The organism is Enterococcus sp. HMSC076E04 (genome assembly GCF_001814285.1).
Lineage (GTDB): Bacteria > Bacillota > Bacilli > Lactobacillales > Enterococcaceae > Enterococcus_B > Enterococcus_B lactis.
Window position 1 is genome coordinate 33,398 of record NZ_KV815632.1, and the last position, 18,279, is coordinate 51,676.

The 18,279-nt window shown below is 37.9% G+C and carries 23 protein-coding genes; 22 read left to right on the forward strand and 1 reads right to left on the reverse strand.

The genetic code is table 11. From position 1 onward, the window contains the following. From HMPREF2961_RS12750 to asnB, 21 genes are all read left to right on the forward strand, one after another. On the forward strand, window positions 1–1,374 hold the full coding sequence (locus HMPREF2961_RS12750; RefSeq protein WP_070704937.1) for a phage major capsid protein: 1,374 nt from the start codon (window positions 1–3) through the stop codon (window positions 1,372–1,374). 1 nt (window position 1,375) lies between these two features. After that, window positions 1,376–1,654 (forward strand): head-tail connector protein, encoded by a 279-nt coding sequence (locus HMPREF2961_RS12755; RefSeq protein WP_002301326.1) that lies wholly within the window; start codon window positions 1,376–1,378, stop codon window positions 1,652–1,654. Then, window positions 1,635–1,961, forward strand: a complete 327-nt coding sequence (locus tag HMPREF2961_RS12760) for a phage head closure protein (RefSeq protein ID WP_002303041.1) — start codon at window positions 1,635–1,637, stop codon at window positions 1,959–1,961. The genes HMPREF2961_RS12755 and HMPREF2961_RS12760 overlap by 20 nt, the downstream gene beginning before the upstream one ends. Continuing rightward, window positions 1,951–2,289: a hypothetical protein gene (locus tag HMPREF2961_RS12765; protein WP_002353261.1), complete on the forward strand. Its 339-nt coding sequence runs from the start codon at window positions 1,951–1,953 to the stop codon at window positions 2,287–2,289. Before HMPREF2961_RS12760 ends, HMPREF2961_RS12765 begins: the two co-directional genes overlap by 11 nt. Further along, entirely contained in the window at window positions 2,279–2,644 is a 366-nt protein-coding gene (locus HMPREF2961_RS12770) for an HK97-gp10 family putative phage morphogenesis protein (RefSeq protein WP_070704940.1), read from the forward strand. The genes HMPREF2961_RS12765 and HMPREF2961_RS12770 overlap by 11 nt, the downstream gene beginning before the upstream one ends. 6 nt (window positions 2,645–2,650) lie before the next feature. Next, on the forward strand, window positions 2,651–3,277 hold the full coding sequence (locus tag HMPREF2961_RS12775; RefSeq protein WP_070704943.1) for a major tail protein: 627 nt from the start codon (window positions 2,651–2,653) through the stop codon (window positions 3,275–3,277). Next, complete coding sequence (locus HMPREF2961_RS12780) at window positions 3,277–3,741, forward strand: hypothetical protein (RefSeq protein WP_010725762.1); 465 nt, start codon at window positions 3,277–3,279, stop codon at window positions 3,739–3,741. Before HMPREF2961_RS12775 ends, HMPREF2961_RS12780 begins: the two co-directional genes overlap by 1 nt. Before the next feature lie 194 nt (window positions 3,742–3,935). Then, a complete protein-coding gene (locus HMPREF2961_RS12785) occupies window positions 3,936–6,245 on the forward strand; it encodes a phage tail tape measure protein (RefSeq protein ID WP_070704946.1) in 2,310 nt (769 codons plus the stop codon). 11 nt (window positions 6,246–6,256) lie between these two features. After that, on the forward strand, window positions 6,257–6,961 hold the full coding sequence (locus tag HMPREF2961_RS12790; RefSeq protein WP_070705056.1) for a phage tail protein: 705 nt from the start codon (window positions 6,257–6,259) through the stop codon (window positions 6,959–6,961). Further along, a complete protein-coding gene (locus HMPREF2961_RS12795) occupies window positions 6,958–9,780 on the forward strand; it encodes a phage tail tip lysozyme (protein WP_070704949.1) in 2,823 nt (940 codons plus the stop codon). Before HMPREF2961_RS12790 ends, HMPREF2961_RS12795 begins: the two co-directional genes overlap by 4 nt. A gap of 10 nt (window positions 9,781–9,790) precedes the next feature. After that, entirely contained in the window at window positions 9,791–10,309 is a 519-nt protein-coding gene (locus HMPREF2961_RS12800; RefSeq protein ID WP_002342970.1) for a CHAP domain-containing protein, read from the forward strand. Next, window positions 10,275–11,183: a phage baseplate upper protein gene (locus tag HMPREF2961_RS12805; protein ID WP_070704952.1), complete on the forward strand. Its 909-nt coding sequence runs from the start codon at window positions 10,275–10,277 to the stop codon at window positions 11,181–11,183. Before HMPREF2961_RS12800 ends, HMPREF2961_RS12805 begins: the two co-directional genes overlap by 35 nt. Next, window positions 11,183–11,971: a hypothetical protein gene (locus HMPREF2961_RS12810; protein ID WP_016852989.1), complete on the forward strand. Its 789-nt coding sequence runs from the start codon at window positions 11,183–11,185 to the stop codon at window positions 11,969–11,971. Before HMPREF2961_RS12805 ends, HMPREF2961_RS12810 begins: the two co-directional genes overlap by 1 nt. A 4-nt stretch (window positions 11,972–11,975) precedes the next feature. Next, the gene (locus HMPREF2961_RS12815; RefSeq protein ID WP_002293029.1) at window positions 11,976–12,344 is read left to right on the forward strand and encodes a hypothetical protein; all 369 of its coding nucleotides are present in this window, start codon (window positions 11,976–11,978) and stop codon (window positions 12,342–12,344) included. Beyond that, a complete protein-coding gene (locus tag HMPREF2961_RS12820) occupies window positions 12,344–12,868 on the forward strand; it encodes a hypothetical protein (protein ID WP_070704955.1) in 525 nt (174 codons plus the stop codon). Before HMPREF2961_RS12815 ends, HMPREF2961_RS12820 begins: the two co-directional genes overlap by 1 nt. 27 nt (window positions 12,869–12,895) lie before the next feature. After that, on the forward strand, window positions 12,896–13,303 hold the full coding sequence (locus HMPREF2961_RS12825) for a hypothetical protein (RefSeq protein WP_070704958.1): 408 nt from the start codon (window positions 12,896–12,898) through the stop codon (window positions 13,301–13,303). 1 nt (window position 13,304) lies between these two features. Continuing rightward, complete coding sequence (locus HMPREF2961_RS14990; RefSeq protein WP_083314232.1) at window positions 13,305–13,439, forward strand: XkdX family protein; 135 nt, start codon at window positions 13,305–13,307, stop codon at window positions 13,437–13,439. A gap of 99 nt (window positions 13,440–13,538) precedes the next feature. Next, the gene (locus HMPREF2961_RS15840; RefSeq protein ID WP_256277993.1) at window positions 13,539–13,667 is read left to right on the forward strand and encodes a hypothetical protein; all 129 of its coding nucleotides are present in this window, start codon (window positions 13,539–13,541) and stop codon (window positions 13,665–13,667) included. 72 nt (window positions 13,668–13,739) lie between these two features. Then, complete coding sequence (locus tag HMPREF2961_RS12830; RefSeq protein WP_070704960.1) at window positions 13,740–14,144, forward strand: phage holin family protein; 405 nt, start codon at window positions 13,740–13,742, stop codon at window positions 14,142–14,144. 2 nt (window positions 14,145–14,146) lie between these two features. Continuing rightward, the gene (locus HMPREF2961_RS12835; protein WP_070704963.1) at window positions 14,147–14,923 is read left to right on the forward strand and encodes a peptidoglycan amidohydrolase family protein; all 777 of its coding nucleotides are present in this window, start codon (window positions 14,147–14,149) and stop codon (window positions 14,921–14,923) included. 468 nt (window positions 14,924–15,391) lie between these two features. Continuing rightward, window positions 15,392–17,287, forward strand: a complete 1,896-nt coding sequence (gene asnB, locus HMPREF2961_RS12840) for an asparagine synthase (glutamine-hydrolyzing) (RefSeq protein ID WP_002308857.1) — start codon at window positions 15,392–15,394, stop codon at window positions 17,285–17,287. An 81-nt stretch (window positions 17,288–17,368) separates the two neighbouring features. Here asnB and HMPREF2961_RS12845 read toward each other — a convergent pair whose 3' ends face one another. Continuing rightward, window positions 17,369–17,815 (reverse strand): DUF2188 domain-containing protein, encoded by a 447-nt coding sequence (locus HMPREF2961_RS12845; protein WP_070704966.1) that lies wholly within the window; start codon window positions 17,813–17,815, stop codon window positions 17,369–17,371. 212 nt (window positions 17,816–18,027) lie between these two features. Here HMPREF2961_RS12845 and rpmG point away from each other — a divergent pair, with 212 nt between their 5' ends. Then, window positions 18,028–18,192 carry a 50S ribosomal protein L33 gene (gene rpmG / locus HMPREF2961_RS12850; protein ID WP_002320810.1) on the forward strand — a complete coding sequence of 55 codons (165 nt, stop codon included), beginning with the start codon at window positions 18,028–18,030 and terminating at the stop codon, window positions 18,190–18,192. Window positions 18,193–18,279: the final 87 nt, after the last annotated feature.

The window sequence follows — 18,279 nt, forward strand, 5'->3', positions numbered from 1 at the left end:
ATGGATACAGAATTATTGAAAAAAATGAAGGCACGTCGTGAACAACGATTGACTGAATTACGTGAAAAAGTTGAATCAGGAGAATTACGCGAAGCTGATTTAGAAGCTATTACAAAAGAAATTGATGCCGTTGTTGATGAATTGAACGGAATCAAAAGTGAACTAAGTGAAGCCGATGGATCAGATGAAGGTTCAGATGCTGACGAAGGAACAGGTGGATCAGACGGCTCGACTGGAAGCGATGAAAATCGTTCTGGTGAAGACAACGATCAAGAAGAAGATTCAGACAGTGAAGATAGTTCAGAAAATCGTTCTGGAATGATTACTCAACAGCAACGAGATGGATTACTTGGATCAATTAAGAACGGATTGGAGGCACGTGCAAAAATGACCAATAAACAAAAAGATCAACAACTACGAAAAGCATTTGCTAATTTTGTAGTTGGAAATATTTCTGAAGCAGAAGCTCGAGCTTTAGGGATTGAAGCTGGCAACGGCTCAGTTACTGTCCCAGAAGTAATTGCATCTGAAGTTATTACTTATGCTCAAGAAGAAAATTTACTTCGTAAATACGGAACAGTGGTGCGAACATCAGGAGATGTCAAATATCCAATTCTTGTGAAGAAAGCAGATGCGAATGTAAACAAGAAAGAGCGTTCAACTGATATTGCTGAAACAGCTATTCAGTTTGATGAAATTTTGCTTGATCCTGCCGAATTCGATGCTTTGGCAACAGTAACTAAAAAATTACTAAAAATGTCTGGTGTTCCAGTTGAAGATATTGTTGTGGAAGAATTGAAAAAAGCTTATGTGCGTAAAGAAATCAATTATATGTTCAATGGTGATGACGCTGGAAATGAAAATCCTGGTGCATTAGCCAAAAAGGCTGTAGCATTTGAAAAACCTTTAGATCTAACTGCTGCAGGTGCTGGGCAAAAATTATATGATGCATTAATCGAATTTAAAAATACACCAGTGACAGAAGTGATGAAAAAGGGACGCTTTATTATTAATCGAGCTGCTTTGACTGCTATTGAAAAAATGAAAACAGATGATGGATTTCCTTTGTTGCGTCCATTTACACAAGCAGAAGGTGGAATAGGTTACCAATTAGTTGGCTATCCTGTGGATTGGACAGATGCAGCAGATAAAAAGGGTAAACCAGACACACCAGTTTTATATTTTGGCGATTTTTCTGCATTTAAAATTCAAGAAGTTATTGGTGCCTTGGAAATTCAAAAACTTGTTGAAAAATTCTCTGGTAAAAATCAAATTGGATTCCAAATTTACAACTTGCTAGATGGTCAATTGGTTTATTCTCCATTTGAACCGGCAGTATATCGCTACGAAATTACAAAACCAGTTGGTGGTTAAGATGGAAGAGCAAACTAAAGAATTGTCTTTAGAGGAAAAATTCAAATCACATATTCATTTTGAAGAGGGCATGGATGATTCTTTGCTCTCTTTTTATTTAAATATGGCAAAAGATTATGTCAAAACAGCAACTGGCGGTCAACAAGAATATCTTATTTTGATGGTTGCTGGCATCGCCTACGAATACCGAGTATCTGAAGATGAGTTAGACAAAGCTATGAATGCCATGACGCCATTTATCGTGCAAGGAGCGATTCAAAATGCCGAAGAGACAGACTAATAATCTCAGATGGAAAGCCGAGTTACTGGACATCAAAACAGGAACAGACGGAAACGATCGTCCAACTACAATTTACGAATTTAAGCGTCTAATATTCTATGAAGAACTCGGTGTGACTTCTCAAGAAAAATATTTATCACAGCAAGCCAAGACAGACGTTGTCAGACGAATTAAAGTCAGATGGGATAAATCCATCACAGAGAAATTAAGTGCGCTCAAAATTGATTCTGTAACGTATAACATTACTCGCATTTATACGAATCCCGATGCAAGAGAAATGGAGTTGAGTTTAGCTTATGTCGATTAGCTTTGATGAATTGAAAACAGCGCTGAAATCAACAAAGTTACCAGTGTTCAGAGACAAAGCCAGATTAGGGACGATGTATCCATACATTGTGTACTCAAATGTGAGTAACAGCAAAAAAATGGCATCCGGTAAAGTCTATAAAAAATTACCTTATTACCAAGTCTCTTTTTTTACACTTGGAACAGAACAGGATTTAGTTGTTATTGAACAAGCGCTGCAAAATGCTGGCATTCCATATTCAGACTTTACAGGTATACAAGGTGATGAGAATGACGATACCGTGACCAACTATTACACATATGTGAGGTGTGTGGAAAATGCCAAGTAATAAGAATGGTTTTTCTGAAATATCGGATTATTTAGGAAACCTTTCAAAAGTTGATCCGAAAAAATTATCATTGGAATCTTTAGAAGAAGCTGCAAAGTTTTACCTAGAGCAGTTGCTTCCTAATATTCCTAAGTCCCTGCTTAAAAAGAAGCATATGAGCGAACAAATAAAAGTTGTTGTTGAAGAAGACCGAGTGAAAGTCCAGTTTGAAGAGACTGCTTTTTACTGGCGCTTTACCGAAAATGGTACGACAAAACAAAAAGCACAACACTTTGCAAGCGGTACGTATGAACAAAATAAAGAAAAAATCGAAGAGATCATGACGAAGAAAATACTTGATTTATGGGAAGGATGATTTTAATTGGGAAAGCAAGATACTTTTTATTTTGAAGGATTGGACGACATTTTAATCGCGATGATGGCAACGCCAGATTCTGTTGGAACTGCTCCGACTTATAGTGAAGTTGTCCGGTTGCCTATCGCTACAAAAATTGGAGTCAAAGGCAATGGTACAGCATTGGAAAAATGGGCATCAAGCAAAATGTTCCGACGCGTGTCCCGAGAAACAAAACATGAAATTGCGTTGGATCATGTAGGTATTCCAATTGCGGTAATGGATGAAATCAAAGGGATGATTGCAAAAAGCGGAGTAACATTTAGTAAAAATACCGCACGAGAATTTCCTTACCTTGCATTTGGATTCATTGGAAATATTGAAGGCGGAGGTAAAAAAGCTGTATGGTATCCAAACACGCAACTATCTAATGTAATTGATGAAGAATACGCTACTGCTGAAGATGAAACAAAAATCGATGATGTAACTGCAAACTTTGTTTCTACAGGACTGAAATACAATAATGTGATGTATGCAAGTTTTGATTCGAATAGAGACGGAGCTTCTCTCGAATTATTTAATAAATTCATTGCTCAACCTGTATACGATGAAGAACAGTGGAAAACATTGGCTAAAGTTGGAGGTGGCAAATAATGGCCAGACTTGCCGATTATGGGATTCATGTTGATGATTTAAAGAATTCTGCTGTTGTCATTATTCAAGGCGCAGAATTCCCTATTTCATTTACTATGCAAACGATGGAATTTATAGCAGATGTGTATGGTGGAGATTATTCGCAATTTGAATCTGATATGAATGCCATGCTATCTAAAAAAGAAGGACAAATTTCTTCTGCTAACTTATCGCCTAGTGATCTAAAAATCATGCGTGCCTTGATTTATGCCATGCTGCGTACTGGTGGTTTAGAGGAAGATCCAGAAACTATTTTCAAATTTTTGGGAATGAGTGGAGAGGTGTTGTCTGCTTATAGTACTTGCATGGAAATTTTTGCTAGCCAGACATTTCAGGTGGAAGACCTAAAAAAATCCAAGAAGCCACAAGACTTTCAAAAAACGCAAGCAAAAAGAAAGGTAAACAAAAAGAATCGGAAGAGATAGGAACTCCTTGGAGTTTTTATATTTACGTTGCTCTCACTCTATTGAATTGGAGTGAGAGTTTCTTTTTGAAGTCTACACCTAACTTGTGGCTCAAATCTTATTTACAGTGGTTACAACAAAACACCGATTTTGAACCACCTCAATCTGTAACTATGGATAAATCGCCTTGGTGGTAGAAAGGAGCGCTAAGATAAATGGCTGGTAAAGAATCTGATGTCGTTCTTAATTTTAAAACGAATGGCGAAGTCAGTTATTCGAAAACAATCAAAGAAATCAACAAAGAAATGAACTTAGCCGCTGCCGAGTACAAAAACCAAGTGTCTGCGATGGACAAGGATGCAACTCAAACAGAAAAATTGCGAGCGGCTAAACAAAAATTAGAAAAACAATTAGGATTGGCTGAACAACGATCTCAAATGCTGAGAGAGGAATATGAAAAATCTGTCAAAGAAACCGGTGAATATTCTGCTGAATCAGAAAAACTTTATAAACAATTACTCAATTCTGAAACCGGAGAAAATAAACTTCGTACAGCATTAGAACAGACGAACGATGCACTTAAAGAACAAGGTGACGTTTCTGTTGATACAGCAAAAAAACTCCAGAAAATCGAAGAAACAGGTGAGAAAGTAAAAGGCGTTGGTGAAAAAATGTCTGTTGGAGTAACCGCGCCTATTGTAGCGGCAGGAGCAGCAGGACTTGCAGCATTTGGTGAAGTTGACGAGGCACTTGATACCATCATTACAAAAACCGGAGCAACAGGTGATCAAGCTGATAGACTTTCACAGTCTTTCAAAAACGTTGGTTCAAATACTCATTTACCTTTACAAACGGTTGGGGAAGCTATTGGTGAGGTAAATACACAATTTGGATTCATGGATAAAAAACTGGAAGATTCAACCAATTATCTCCTACAGTACGCTGAAATCAATGATACAGATGTTTCGCAATCAGCAATATCTGCTCGACAAGCTATTGATGCTTATGGACTAGAATATGATGATTTGAATTCTGTCCTTGATGTAACAACGAAAACATCGCAGAATACTGGTCAATCTGTAGACGACTTGATGCAAAAAGCAATTGATGGCGCACCACAAATTAAACAATTAGGGTTGAGCTTTGGTGAAGGGGTCACTTTACTTGGACAATTTGAGCAATCTGGTGTTGATTCAAGCGCAGCTTTAAGTAGTTTATCTAAAGCAACAGTGGCTTATGCGAAAGACGGAAAATCTTTAAGTCAAGGACTAGAAGAACTACAAGACAAGGTAAAAAATGCAGGTTCTGAAACAGAAGCCATCAATGCAGCAGCAGAAGTATTCGGGACTAAAGGCGGTCCTAGAATGGCCGATGCAATTCGTAGAGGTACTTTGAACCTGGAAGATTTAGCAAAAACTGCTGGAGAAAGTGGGGGAGCTGTAGGAGACACATTCGATGCTACTCTCGACCCAATTGATCAAGCCGATCAAGCTATGAACAATGCAAAATTAGCAATGGCTGACGTAGGTGAAGCAGTCCAAGTAAGCCTTTTGCCTTTTTTTGAAAAAGCAACTTCCTTATTACAGGAATTCTCTAAATGGTGGGGGTCTCTAGATCAAGATACAAAGAATTGGATCATAACAATTGCTGGTATAGCGGCAGCAGTTGGACCAGTACTAATCGTTCTTGGTTCACTTATGGGATCTGTTACAAAAATCGTTGGGGGAGTTAAAAGTTTTATAGGAGTTTGGCAAGGACTTGCTGGTTTATTTGGAATGTCGGGAGGCTGGTTTGCATTAGCAGTTATAGCTATTGGCGCATTAGTTACTGGACTAATTTGGGCATATAATAACGTTAAATGGTTTCATGATGGAGTGAATTCTTTCTTCAAAGGTGTTTCGGATGTAGCTGTTGAAATATTCAATTTTTTAGGTGGTTATTTTGGTGGATTTTTCGATGGTGTTATAGCAAATTTCAATAATTTTTATAATGCTGGAAAACGAATTTTCAGTGGTTTTCTAGATTTTATCACTGGAGTATTTACAGGGAATTGGTCAAAAGCATGGCAAGGTCTAGTTGATATTTTTGGAGGTATTTTCGATGGTATTGTTGCTGTAGGGAAAGCTCCTATTAATGCCATGATTGGATTGATCAATGGATTTATTGGTGGATTGAATAATATAAAGATACCAAAATGGGTTCCTGGTGTAGGTGGAAAATCATTTTCTATTTCAAAACTGCCTTATTTAGCACAAGGCGGTCATCTAATCAATGGTCAAGCAATCGTTGGTGAAGCTGGTCCAGAGTTACTGACTGCAAAAAATGGTAAAACTACAGTTACTCCGTTATCTGACGAAGAAAAACGCAGAGGTATTGGCGGAAAAGTGTCTGGTGGTAATATTGAGCAGCATATACACATTGGCAAAGTCGATGCAAACAATCCATCTGAGTTAGATCGTATGAATCGTAAATTTGCTAAAGCAAACCAACAGGCTATTTATGATTTGGGGGGTGTTCCTATTTGATTCGACAATTTATGAAACCAGATGAACCCAATTTTATTTGGAAAAATCGGAATGCAGTAATTGATATGGATTGCATTATTGAGGGAGAGCTTCCAGATATTATGCCGAACAAGCGATACGAAACTTACACAATTCAGGGCCGAAGCGGAGAATTGACGGAGACGTTTGATGATTATGAACCTTTTGATTTGGAAATAGAAAGGATCACTATCCCACATTCCAAACTGAGGGAAGTCAAACGATGGCTTACTGGTAAAAGTCAATTAATCACGCATAATGATCCAGACAAGTATCTAGACGCTATCTGCAGCATGGATAAAGAAGTTCCTTTCGAAAACGAGTGGGGCTTCTTTTATACATTCGATGTTACTTTTCGTTGTCAGCCACTCAAAAGAAAAATCGGTGAAGCGCCTAAAATTTTTCATTCTAGTGTGATGGATATTTTCGATCATGGTGACGAAATTGCACATCCCTATTTGGAAATAGAATCAAACGGAGGAGATATTACGATCACCGTCGGTAATAAAAGCCTAACAATACTTAATACATTAGCTGCAACAATCGTGGTTGATACTCAGCTTGGGAAAGCAATACAAGAAGGTTTGAATTTATTTACGCGTGGTGATTGGCCAGTATTGCAGCCTGAATGGAATCAGGTAAAAATATCCGGAAAATTTAAAGAAGTGCGGTTTTGGAATAGGAGTGTGTATCTGTGACACAAGAATTTATTTATGCTTACAAAAAAATGCCAGATGATTTGAGTGTTAACGGAGCGTCGTTGGTTGACTGGGAAGATTTGCCAGAAATCAATCGTGTATTAAATGGTCAATATCGTTTTTATGGTAACTATTCAAGAAGCGGACAATATCGCTCTTATTTAAAAAAAGGAAATTTTATAAAAGCGAAGGTACCAGATGGTTCCTGGCAATACTTCGAAATTTACAATATCAAAAAGAATTTGACATCCGTTTCTGTGACAGCCAGACATATTGGTTTTATGGCCAATAAAAACTTTATCGTTAAGTCATTCACGGATAACGGCAACGGTTCTCAAATCATGACCAATCTTAAAAACAGTTTGGCATTTGATCAAAAATTCAACTATCTGTCGAATGTAGGTACAACGCACCAATTTACAGCAAGACAAGTCGCACCAGTTGAAGCGATTATCGGCTCAAATAACGGTAATCAAAATTTGACTGGCGTGACTAGCGCGGAACTTGATATGGATAACTATGATTTGAAACTGGTAAAACAGATTGGATCAGATAATGGTTTTCGGATCGATTTTGGCATCAATTTAGAAGCAATCGAAGAAGAAATTGATGAAGAATCAATTGTCAATAGTTTGTATTTGGTTGGCGGGGTTCCTGATAACGATTATGATGAAGACAAAGAACCTATCGAATATGGTTATTTAGAAATTGATGGAGTGACCAATGAGAATCGACGTATTGCCAAACGTGAAAATGGTGATTGTAAAACAGTTGATGAATTGATCAAATGGGGCAAAACCTTATTTGACAATGACCGTATTCACGAGCCAAAAGCTACTCATACAGTCAGCATGGTGGCGTTGGAACACACACTCGAATACGGTGAGATGTATCAAGAGCTAGCGTCTTTACACTTTGGTGATGTCGCTCATGTTAGGGCGAAAGAGCTAGACATCGAGATAAAAGAGCGCATGGTCGAATACACTTATTTCCCAACGCTTGGGAAATATAAGGATATTGTTTTAGGTAATGATTTATCACTGTACACTTCGGCAGTAAATACTCAAGCACAAGAATTGAAAAAGAAAATCGACAATCGAACAGAAACGTTAGTTCAAAATGTGTTGAATGCGACGGCATGGATCACTGGTAATTCTGGTGGGCATGTCGTTTTTCGTCCAGAAAAAGCTCCATCAGAGATTCTTATTATGGATACTCCCAATGTAGCGAATGCGAAGCGTGTGTGGCGTTGGAATTTAAATGGCTTAGGTTATTCAGACAACGGAGTAAATGGCCCGTTTGGCATCGCAATGACGTCGAAGGGTGAAATCGTAGCTAACTTCATTAAAGTTGGGATTATTAATGCCGAAGTTCTTGAAAGCTCAATTAATGATCTGGGCGATGTGCTAAAAATTGTCAAAGGTACGTTACAAATTTGGAATGATAATAAAAAAATCATGGAACTAACCAAGAAAGGAATGGAGTTCTGGAACACCAAGGAATCTATCGGCACAATTGGTACTACTGATTCTGCAGGCAATCCTTTTCCTGGCGCATCCACTCCTACACCGTTAGAAGATAATTCGTTAGTGATTCGAACAAATGGCGATGGGAAATATATTCTCATTTCACCAAAAGAAGGAAAAGGTTGGGTAATACTTGGTAATGGAACTTCTATATTATTTGGAAGTTTAAATCTACAGGAAAAGCTAAATGCCTTTGGTGATGCGGAATTTATGAAAAATGTCAATATTCGGGGGAAACTCACAATTAACGGACAAGAAGTATTCCCTGGACAAGGTGGAAGTGGAAATAATGATGGCGGTAGTTGGAATGGCATATACCCACCAGAGGTTACCAGTCAAGCAGACAAATTTGCTTGGGAATTATGGGTCATGCTTCTTTCTAGAGGGTATTCCAAAGCATCCATTGCTGGGATCCTTGGAAATGTTCAAGGAGAAGCCGGCGCTGCAATGAATCCAGATATTGCACAAGTCGGCGGACCAGCTTATGGAATCGTTCAATGGGATGGTTCGGCATATCCTTTGGTTCCTCCAGCAACATGGGATGGCAGGACTTATGTTCAAAACCTGATGAGAGCTGCAGGAATTACAGAAGATTATCGAACAATGTCAGCTCAAGGAAAGTTATTAGATTGGACAATGTATAACGGTCAATGGTTAGGAATTGTTCAACCGGCAAGTGTTTCTGGATTTAAAGCAATGACTGATCCAGCAGCTGCTGCTTATACATTTGAACGAAACTATGAAAGACCAGCCACAACTCATCCAGAAAGACAAGGATGGGCAGTTAATTGGTATAACAGATTCAAAGATCTTCAAGTCCCATCTGCTGGCAGTATTCTCAGTACAGCCAAAAGCTTGATGGGTTATTTCCATTACTCGCAACCGTTACGTTGGAATTTTGGTAGCGTCGAGAATCCTGATCGTAATGGGTATGCTGACTGTTCTTCTTTTGTGTGGTTGGCTTTGACAAAAGCAGGATATAAAACCGCAACACGTGGGACTCTGTGGTACACAGGTTCAATGGCCGCAGATGCAAGAGGGGCACGTCAGTATCTGACTGAAATATCTCCAAATGAAGCGAAAGCCGGAGATATCATCATTGTTAATTTAGGTGCTGGTGCTGGTAATGATGGACATACCGCTATTTTAGCAGAGGATTGGAAGGGATATAGCACTTCTATTGTTGAAATGGGTGGCATGAATTCCAATGGTGTTGGTATCGGTCGCGTCGATTGGTCCTTCGGGTATTTATTAAATGGCGGCGATGTTTGTCTCGCCAGAGCGAAGAAATAGAGGTGATTTTGTGATCGAAGAAAAAGGATTAAATCATTTGAAAAGTTTGTTGAATCAACCTATCGGAAACCATCAATGTTATGCATTATCTGCGGAATATGCCGGTGTGATGATTGGTCCTGACATGGGGGCAGGTACACAATACGAGATCAAAGTACGTCACGGCAATGTGTTTTCCGCTGCGGAAATTGGACGAGCCTACTCATGGGCATTGTATTTATGGACGGTTATTGTTCATCCCGAGTATGACCAACTAGTTGTTGGCTCAATTATCAATTGGGAAAGAAACGCAAAAATCAGTGATACATTTGAAAGCCATGAATATTACGGCCACACAGGTGTAATCAAAGGTCTAGAAAATGGGCGTATTCAAACCTATGAACAAAATGCAGAATCAGGTGGAATTGTGGCGGAATATGATCGTGAATTCTTCGGATCTGGTCAGATAGCTTCTATTTGTATCCCACCTGATTTTGAGAAAGGAGTGGTAATTAATGGCAAAGTGGAACGTAGTACTCAGCACAACTGAACCTTATAACTATGTCGGTATGATTCAGGTACGGCAAGGTAATAAGAATTCAGAAGTTATGGAAGCAACCATCACTGAAAATGGAATGCCCTATGATCTAACTGGTTGTAAAGTCTATTTTGAATCAGTTGTCGGAGACAAATACCCAGTTCAGTTAGGTACTAAAGTTATCGATGCAAAAAAAGGAAAAATTCAGTACACATTTGATCAGTATTCGATGCAATGCCTACATCGCCAAACAGCAGATTTCATCATTTATAAAGAGGATGAGTTAATTGCTACGACGCAAGACTTCTCCTATTTTGTGATTAAAGCCGTCTCAAAAACAGAGGGTGAAATGGGATCGTATTGGCAGACAGTCGAAGATTTAATTGCGGATATGTCAGCTTTTATCAATGAAAACAAAGGTGACTTCACAGATTGGATGAATGCACGTAAAAAGGAATTTGAACAATGGCGACAAGACCAACAAAATACATTTGAGGCATGGAGAGAAGGACAAGAAACCGATTATTTAAAATGGTTTGAATCAATCAAAGATATTTTGAAGTCTATCGATCCAGGTGGAGTAATGTTAGCCGAATTAATGGATGCACGTGTTGATATTCAAGGAGTTCGTCATGCGTCTATTTCAGAGCGTTTGCTGGCAGATGTGGACTATTTATATCAGAAATTGCGAGCAACTCTTTTCACGATTGAATACGGTGAAGTTGAAGTAACTGATATTTTACAGGATGATCTCTTTTCAGATAATCACGAAGTCGAAACAATTGAAACAGTAGAATTTCCAATTGAAGAAGGAGCATTGACCATCGCAACCATTGATGATCCAAAGCAAAATTTTTTCACTCTTGAGAAAGTAGGGGTGATCTAATGGCTAAAACCAAACGAATGATGGAAACGGATGAAAAAACGGGCGTACAACGACAATTCTTTCCAATCACACATGCTTCCGCAGTTCTTGGATTAGAAGAAATAATAGCAGGAGAAGCAACAGTTTTATCTGTTAATGGCAAAATTGGAGCCGTCGTCATTACTAAAGAAGATTTGGGATTAGAGAATGTTCTCACAGAATTACCCTATGCAAGTGAAGAAGATGACGGCATTATCACGGCAGAAATGTATCAAAAAATTTTAAACAGTGGAGAAGGTGACTACGTGTTGCCAGTTGCCACTATCGACCGTTTGGGTGGCATAAAAATTGGTGAATTATTGACGATTGATGAGACAGGAAAAGTCTCTGCAGTCAGACAATCTGATGTCAATTTTTCGCTGGAGTTAAAAGAAAAACTCGATTCACTGAAAAACTATACTGCAGGAGAAAACATCACTATTGATGAAGATGGAAAAATAAATGCAGAAGTGACTGGTTTTTACGTTTTACCCACTGCCTCCGAATTTGTAAAAGGTGGTATTCGTGTCGGTGAAGGTTTAACGATGACTGATGATGTTTTATCGGCCGATAAGCAATTCAACTATACTGCCGGAGCTAATATCAGTATTTCAAACACAGGAGTAATCTCTGCAACAGGTGGTGGAGAAGGTGGCGGCGTCTCTCAAGAATATGTTGATCAAAAAATGAGTGAAGCTTATCAAAATGCACAAGCTTATACAGATTCCAAAATACCAAATGTATCGTTTGAAAAAGTAGGGGAGGTATAGACAAATGACAGATATTGTAAAAGTAAAACAGAATGATGTTCAGGTTTACCCTCAAACCCATTGGGATGCTGTTGAGGGTAAACCCGAAACTATCAAGGGAGATAAAGGAGACCCTGGACAGGCTGCCACAATTACTGTAGGGACAGTAACGAGTGGTACAACAGCTAGTGTCACAAATGCTGGTACTGCAAGTGCAGCAAAGTTTAATTTTGTATTGCCAAAAGGTGATAAAGGGGACAAAGGCGATCCTGGAGCCAATGCAACAACGACAGCTGTGGCTACGACGACAGCAAATGGTTTGATGTCCAAAGAAGATAAAGTGAAACTCGATGGATTAGCCAATATTACATTTGAGAAAGTGGGGACGGTTTAATGGCTGATATTGTGCAATTAAAAGAAGACGGAGTTGCTAAGTATTTGAAAACTCATGCCAAAGGAATTGATGGTGTGGAGGGTGTTTTAGTAAAAGCCACAGGTAATGAAACGGTCTTAGGAACGAAAAATTTTAAAGACGGATTGCAATTCAATGGATTGCCTGTGCAAGCAGGTATGACCGAGCGAGCTATCACACTAGCTGATCGAAGTGATACAACAAACGTAACTGATGTGAATGGAAAAATAATCAGAATCGGAAACATCGTATTTCTTACTTTTAATTTTAAATGTGGCACATGGCCCGAAGGATCAGAAACTCGTTGGATTTTAAAAATCCCGGACGGTTTCAAACGTGATCAAGGCTATCCAGCGCAAACCGCGCTTTCACTAGTTAGAAATGCAAGTCAGCCAGCGGATGCACGTGCATTCATTGATCAAAGTAGCATCATACAAGCCAAATCAGGTTCAGGTAGTTCATATATTTCAGGTATGTGGATCACTCAAGATCCTTGGCCGGCTTAACAGATTACTAATTGGAGGAAGAGTAAAATGAAAACAATTTATAAAGTATTGTATCCAATGGGATATGAAGAACATCAAGTAGAAGATAACTTTCCAACATCTTTACCATTTGTCGAAGTTCCACCTATTTTGTTTGAAAAGAAGGAAGATGAAACGGATGAAGGTCTCGGAAGAAGACAACAGTCGCAATTTTTTAACTTCACTGAAAATAAGTGGGAAGAAGCAGTTACACAAGATTATTCTAAAAAATTGGAACTACTAGAAAATTTATCTATAGGTTTACAGGTAGATAATGCTGCATTGAAAAAAGCAAATGAAGAGCTTACTACAAAAGCAGAATCACTAGCACAAATTAATTCGAAAACCATGCTGACATCCCTTCAAAACACAAAAGACATTGCTACTATCAAAGAACAACTTGACGGAGGAAAATAATATGTATTCTTATGATGATATCAAGATGATGTATGACTGGAATTGTTTTACTGCTGACCAAGTTCGACAATTCGTTCCATTATGTATTACGGACGAAGAAGCACAAAAAATTATTAATAAAACTAAAGTGTTGTGATAACAACATAGTTAATATAAATAAACTTTTTCTTTATACGCATCGTATTTTAGACGTGTTGTGCTATATTACTATCGAAGAAGAAAGGAGGGGATAAAAGTGTTAGCATTCAAACCAAGTTGGTTATTAGAAACAGAAGAAAATTCAAAAATTACAAGAATTTATCTTGTAACAAAATTTAATGGTAATAAGGTTTCAAAACGAGCAATTGTAAACATCCACAAGTGAGTTAGTCACTATAGCGTACTCGAACGAGTGCGCTTTTTGTATGGCCAAAAATAGAAAGTGAAGGGTGGAAACATGGTGATCATTGATAATTTAGTTTTGTTATCAGAGTTTAAAAATCTAGTAAGCAACGTTTATATTCAAATTTTTGTTTGGATTGTCATTGCGGATATCATTACAGGAGTTTGTAAGGGACTTGCTGGAAAAGAAACAAATAGTACTAAAGGACTAATGGGGGTAGTAAAACATTTGCTGGTCGTGGCGCTTGTACTGATTGCTTACCCCTATCTTAAAATCATGAACTTTGAAGGAGTCGCAACAGCTTTTGTGCTTTCGTACATTGCTGTTTATGGAATCTCGGTGATTGAGAATTTAGGTCAGCTAGGGATCCCGATTCCAGATTTTGTGAAAGATCGATTCAGCAAGCTAAAAGATTCAACTGAAAAACAAGGGAAAAACAAAAAAGAAGGAGGACAATAAAAATGAGTAAAGAGTCAATGATTAAATGGATGCAGGATCGACTAGGTAAAGTGACGTATTCAATGACCCATCGGCTTGGACCTAATTCTTACGATTGCAGCTCTGCAGTTTTCTTCTCAATGATTGCTGGAGGCTTTCTACCTTCTGGATCAATGGGAAATACTGAAACGCTGTTCGGTATGGTTGGAACTAAACTGAAAAAAATAAGTCGATCAGAAGTAAAACGAGGAGATATCTTTATTTCAGGTACTCCTGGAGGGTCAAATGGATCAGCTGGTCATACAGGTATTTTTCTAAGTAACGGCTCATTTATCCATTGCTCTTATACGCATAACGGGATCGCAGTAGACACTAATGATGCATACATGAGTACAAAACTGCAACATAATTTCTACCGTATTATCGATGGAGGAACTACTAATACAGATAATAAACCACAGATGATCCAATTAGCCCTTGATGGTCAATTTGGAAATGCAACTGCTAGACGTCTGCAAGAATACTTTGATACTGCTGGTAAAGACGGTGTGATCAGTCATCAGTTCAAACAAACATTTAACCAAAATATTTACTCTGCTCAATTTGACAATACGTTGACTGGGTCGAATGTCATCAAAGCTTTACAAGGTTTCTTAGGTATTGCTCAAGACGGATTGTGTGGTCAAGGAACAATCAAAGCATTACAAAGACATTTAGGCACCACACAAGACGGTGTAATCAGTCCTGTATCTAATGCAGTGAAAGAATTACAGCGTCGATTAAATGCGAATAAACTATAAAAAATGACTCCCCTTTTGACTCCCCCTGGCAGTATATGGATGTCTCTAAAAGTTGTTTTTTTAGATAATAAAAAGCTGATAATAAGCGAAAAACACTTAAAATCAGCTTTAAACCCTATTCTCGAAATCCGGCGAGCCGCAGTAATGTGGTGCACGGGTTCAAATCCCGTACCTTCCTTATATATCCATGTTTAGACACGATTTCGGTCGTGTCTTTTTGTTTGGAGGCTATTTTTTGAACAGCATCCACTAATATTTTTTTAACACGAAGAGAATAAGATAGCCTCAAAAAAGAAAACATGGTAAATTAGATATCGGGACTTTATTTTCTGTAAAAACAGAAACTTTCATCTTTTGTTTTCACGTGACGAAACTGTAAGAGAGAAAATATTCGTCCGCTATTTATTCTATGTTAAGATGCATATGGATGAAATAAACAGTAATTTTATATTAGGATGTGAAAGTTAAATGTGCGGTATTGTAGGTTTTGTTAACGACAAGGACAACAAAAAAACAATTATTAATACAATGATGGATCGAATCGTTCACCGTGGACCTAATAGTTCAGGGGAATATATCGATAAACACGTTGCTTTAGGATTTAGAAGATTAAGTATTATTGACTTAGAGGGCGGTACTCAGCCTATTTACAATGAAGATCGAACAAAGATCATTATTTTTAATGGCGAAATCTATAATTATCAGCCTTTGAGAGAAGAATTGATTACAGCTGGTCACGTTTTTCAAACACATGCAGATACAGAAGTCCTTTTGCATGGTTACGAAGAATGGGGAACAGAATTATTGCAAAAAATCCGCGGAATGTTTGCTTTTGCTATTTGGGATAATGAAAAAAATGAGTTATTCGGTGCGAGAGACCATTTTGGGATCAAACCATACTATTATGCAGAAATGAACGGAACATTTATGTTTGGTTCAGAAATCAAAAGTTTTTTGCCTCATCCTGATTTTAATAAAGAATTGAATAAAGAAGCATTGAAACCTTATATGACTTTCCAATATTCTCCATTGAACGGTGAAACCTTCTTCAAAGGTGTCTATCGTTTGCCTGAAGGTCATTATTATACGTATAAAGACGGAAAACTGGACATTCAACAATATTGGGATGCAGATTTTGAAACAAAAGAAACGCATTCCCGACAAGAATGGATCGAAAAAATCGACGAAACTGTTCAAGCTTCTATTGAAGCACACACAATCAGCGATGTAGAAGTTGGTTCTTTCTTATCCAGCGGGGTCGATTCCAGTTATGTAACCTCTGTATTGAAACCAGATCATTCTTTCTCAATTGGGTTTGATGATAAAACCTATAATGAAGCGATTGAAGCCAGAAAACTAACAGAATTGTTGGACTTAGACAATACGGCAGCTGTAATCGACGGAGACATGTCTTTTAAAGCATTCCCATTGATCCAGTATCACTTAGATGAACCAGACTCAAATCCTTCTTGTGTGCCGTTGTACTTTTTAGCAAATCTCGCTTCACAAAGTGTACGGGTGGTTCAATCAGGAGAAGGGGCAGATGAACTATTTGCGGGATACCAAACGTATGGATTCCACACGAATTCAAAATTTATCCGTGTGATTGCGCAAGGACTGAAAAAATTGCCAAAAGGGACACGCTATAATTTAGGACGTAAAATCGGAAAAATGAAAAATTTCCATGGACGTATCCATTTATATGAATCACTTGCGCCAGCAAAAGAATATTTTATCGGGCATGCTCGAGTGTTCGAAGAATCAGAAGCATCAGAAGTGTTGACGCCAAAATATCAAACAGCGCCATCTGTGAATGAGATCATGACTGTTCATTACGAGAAAACAGAAGGAATCAAAGATGAAGTCAATAAGATGCAATACGTCGATCTTCATCAATGGATGCCAAAAGATATTTTGTTGAAGGCAGATAAACTTTCTATGGCTAGTTCTCTAGAAGTTCGAGTACCTTTACTGGATATCGAAGTCATGAAATTGGCTCAACAAATACCAAGTAAGTTCTTGTTGAATCAAAACAACACAAAAGATATTTTCAGACAAGCTGCGAACAAACATCTTCCAGAAGAGTGGTCGAATCGTGTGAAATTAGGATTCCCTGTGCCAATCAAAGCTTGGTTGAAAGAAGAACACGGCTACGAACAAGTCAAAGCACTATTCGAAGCAGATTTTGCAAAAGAATTTTTTGATCAAGAAAAAATTATGAAGTTGCTAGATGACCATCACGAAGGACGTAAAGAAGAACAACGTAAAATCTGGACGATCTTCAGTTTCTTGACATGGTATAAAGTTTACTTTGTCGATGAAACGATTCCGCAAGCAGAAGCAATCGACTATGTGACTGTTTGATAAAAAAAGAAACAACAATATGAGAAGAAGCATAGAAGCATGTGAGATGATCTCCTTGTTTCTATGCTTCTTTTTAAGCGCTTAGTAACTGATTTCTTTTTCTTTTGTCCCATCTTTTTTATAAATGATCAAAGTTGATTGTTTGTTTTTAGCTACTTGCTTTCCTTTTTCGATTGCTTCTTTTTTTGTATCAAAATGGTTGCTTGCCTTTTTTGCCCCTTTAGATTTCACGATCCATTGTTTTTCCTCATATTCTACGATCACATCTGAATCAAGCAGTTTTCCGGCACGAGGATTCGTATCGTGTTCATCCGTCTTGCTTGGATTTTTTTCTTTTTCGAAGGTTCGTTTTTCTGATTCACTAGCATCTTCATCCCATTTTTTTGCTTGATCAATGGCAATTGGGATCGCACGGCTATCAGGGTACCCTTCATCCAACAGTGCATTTGCGATGTCGATTGCTTTTTTTCTTGTCAGTTTATCTAAGTTTTTCATTGATGCAGGAAAGTCCTTCATGTTCCATGGCATATTAGTATCCCCCTTTATTAAAAAACATAATCTATATAAACAAGTGTAAGGGTATTTATACAAAAAGGAAAAGATTTTGTTTGAGAAGTAAAACCGTTGTATTTATCGTCAAGTAGTTTTACTTAACAAAATCGTGAAAAACACTAGCAATCTAGAAAAAATCATGGTAAGATAATCAAGTCTGAGAGTCATCTTAGAGGATTCTTGTAAAAATGGGAGGGAAAAACATGCGCGTAAACATCACTTTAGAGTGTACTTCTTGTAAAGAACGTAACTACCTAACAAGCAAAAACAAACGTAACAATCCTGATCGTTTGGAAAAACAAAAATATTGCCCACGCGAACGCAAAGTTACTTTGCACCGTGAAACAAAATAATGTTTTTAAAGTTCTCAATTCCTTGCTGGTCAAAGAATTGAGACTTTTTTTATCTCAAACCATCTAAAATCATAAGGAGCGGATGAT

Coding starts and splice junctions, on each gene's coding strand:
- HMPREF2961_RS12765 (WP_002353261.1), top strand. CDS start 1,951: ATGTCGATTAGCTTTGATGAATTGAAAACAGCGCTGAAATCAACAAAG.
- HMPREF2961_RS12750 (WP_070704937.1), top strand. CDS start 1: ATGGATACAGAATTATTGAAAAAAATGAAGGCACGTCGTGAACAACGA.
- HMPREF2961_RS12845 (WP_070704966.1), bottom strand. CDS start 17,815: ATGCCATGGAACATGAAGGACTTTCCTGCATCAATGAAAAACTTAGAT.
- rpmG (WP_002320810.1), top strand. CDS start 18,028: ATGGGAGGGAAAAACATGCGCGTAAACATCACTTTAGAGTGTACTTCT.
- HMPREF2961_RS12780 (WP_010725762.1), top strand. CDS start 3,277: ATGGCCAGACTTGCCGATTATGGGATTCATGTTGATGATTTAAAGAAT.
- HMPREF2961_RS12825 (WP_070704958.1), top strand. CDS start 12,896: ATGAAAACAATTTATAAAGTATTGTATCCAATGGGATATGAAGAACAT.
- HMPREF2961_RS14990 (WP_083314232.1), top strand. CDS start 13,305: ATGTATTCTTATGATGATATCAAGATGATGTATGACTGGAATTGTTTT.
- HMPREF2961_RS12785 (WP_070704946.1), top strand. CDS start 3,936: ATGGCTGGTAAAGAATCTGATGTCGTTCTTAATTTTAAAACGAATGGC.
- HMPREF2961_RS12815 (WP_002293029.1), top strand. CDS start 11,976: ATGACAGATATTGTAAAAGTAAAACAGAATGATGTTCAGGTTTACCCT.
- asnB (WP_002308857.1), top strand. CDS start 15,392: ATGTGCGGTATTGTAGGTTTTGTTAACGACAAGGACAACAAAAAAACA.
- HMPREF2961_RS12790 (WP_070705056.1), top strand. CDS start 6,257: ATGAAACCAGATGAACCCAATTTTATTTGGAAAAATCGGAATGCAGTA.
- HMPREF2961_RS12805 (WP_070704952.1), top strand. CDS start 10,275: ATGGCAAAGTGGAACGTAGTACTCAGCACAACTGAACCTTATAACTAT.
- HMPREF2961_RS12810 (WP_016852989.1), top strand. CDS start 11,183: ATGGCTAAAACCAAACGAATGATGGAAACGGATGAAAAAACGGGCGTA.
- HMPREF2961_RS12835 (WP_070704963.1), top strand. CDS start 14,147: ATGAGTAAAGAGTCAATGATTAAATGGATGCAGGATCGACTAGGTAAA.
- HMPREF2961_RS12770 (WP_070704940.1), top strand. CDS start 2,279: ATGCCAAGTAATAAGAATGGTTTTTCTGAAATATCGGATTATTTAGGA.
- HMPREF2961_RS12820 (WP_070704955.1), top strand. CDS start 12,344: ATGGCTGATATTGTGCAATTAAAAGAAGACGGAGTTGCTAAGTATTTG.
- HMPREF2961_RS12755 (WP_002301326.1), top strand. CDS start 1,376: ATGGAAGAGCAAACTAAAGAATTGTCTTTAGAGGAAAAATTCAAATCA.
- HMPREF2961_RS12830 (WP_070704960.1), top strand. CDS start 13,740: ATGGTGATCATTGATAATTTAGTTTTGTTATCAGAGTTTAAAAATCTA.
- HMPREF2961_RS12760 (WP_002303041.1), top strand. CDS start 1,635: ATGCCGAAGAGACAGACTAATAATCTCAGATGGAAAGCCGAGTTACTG.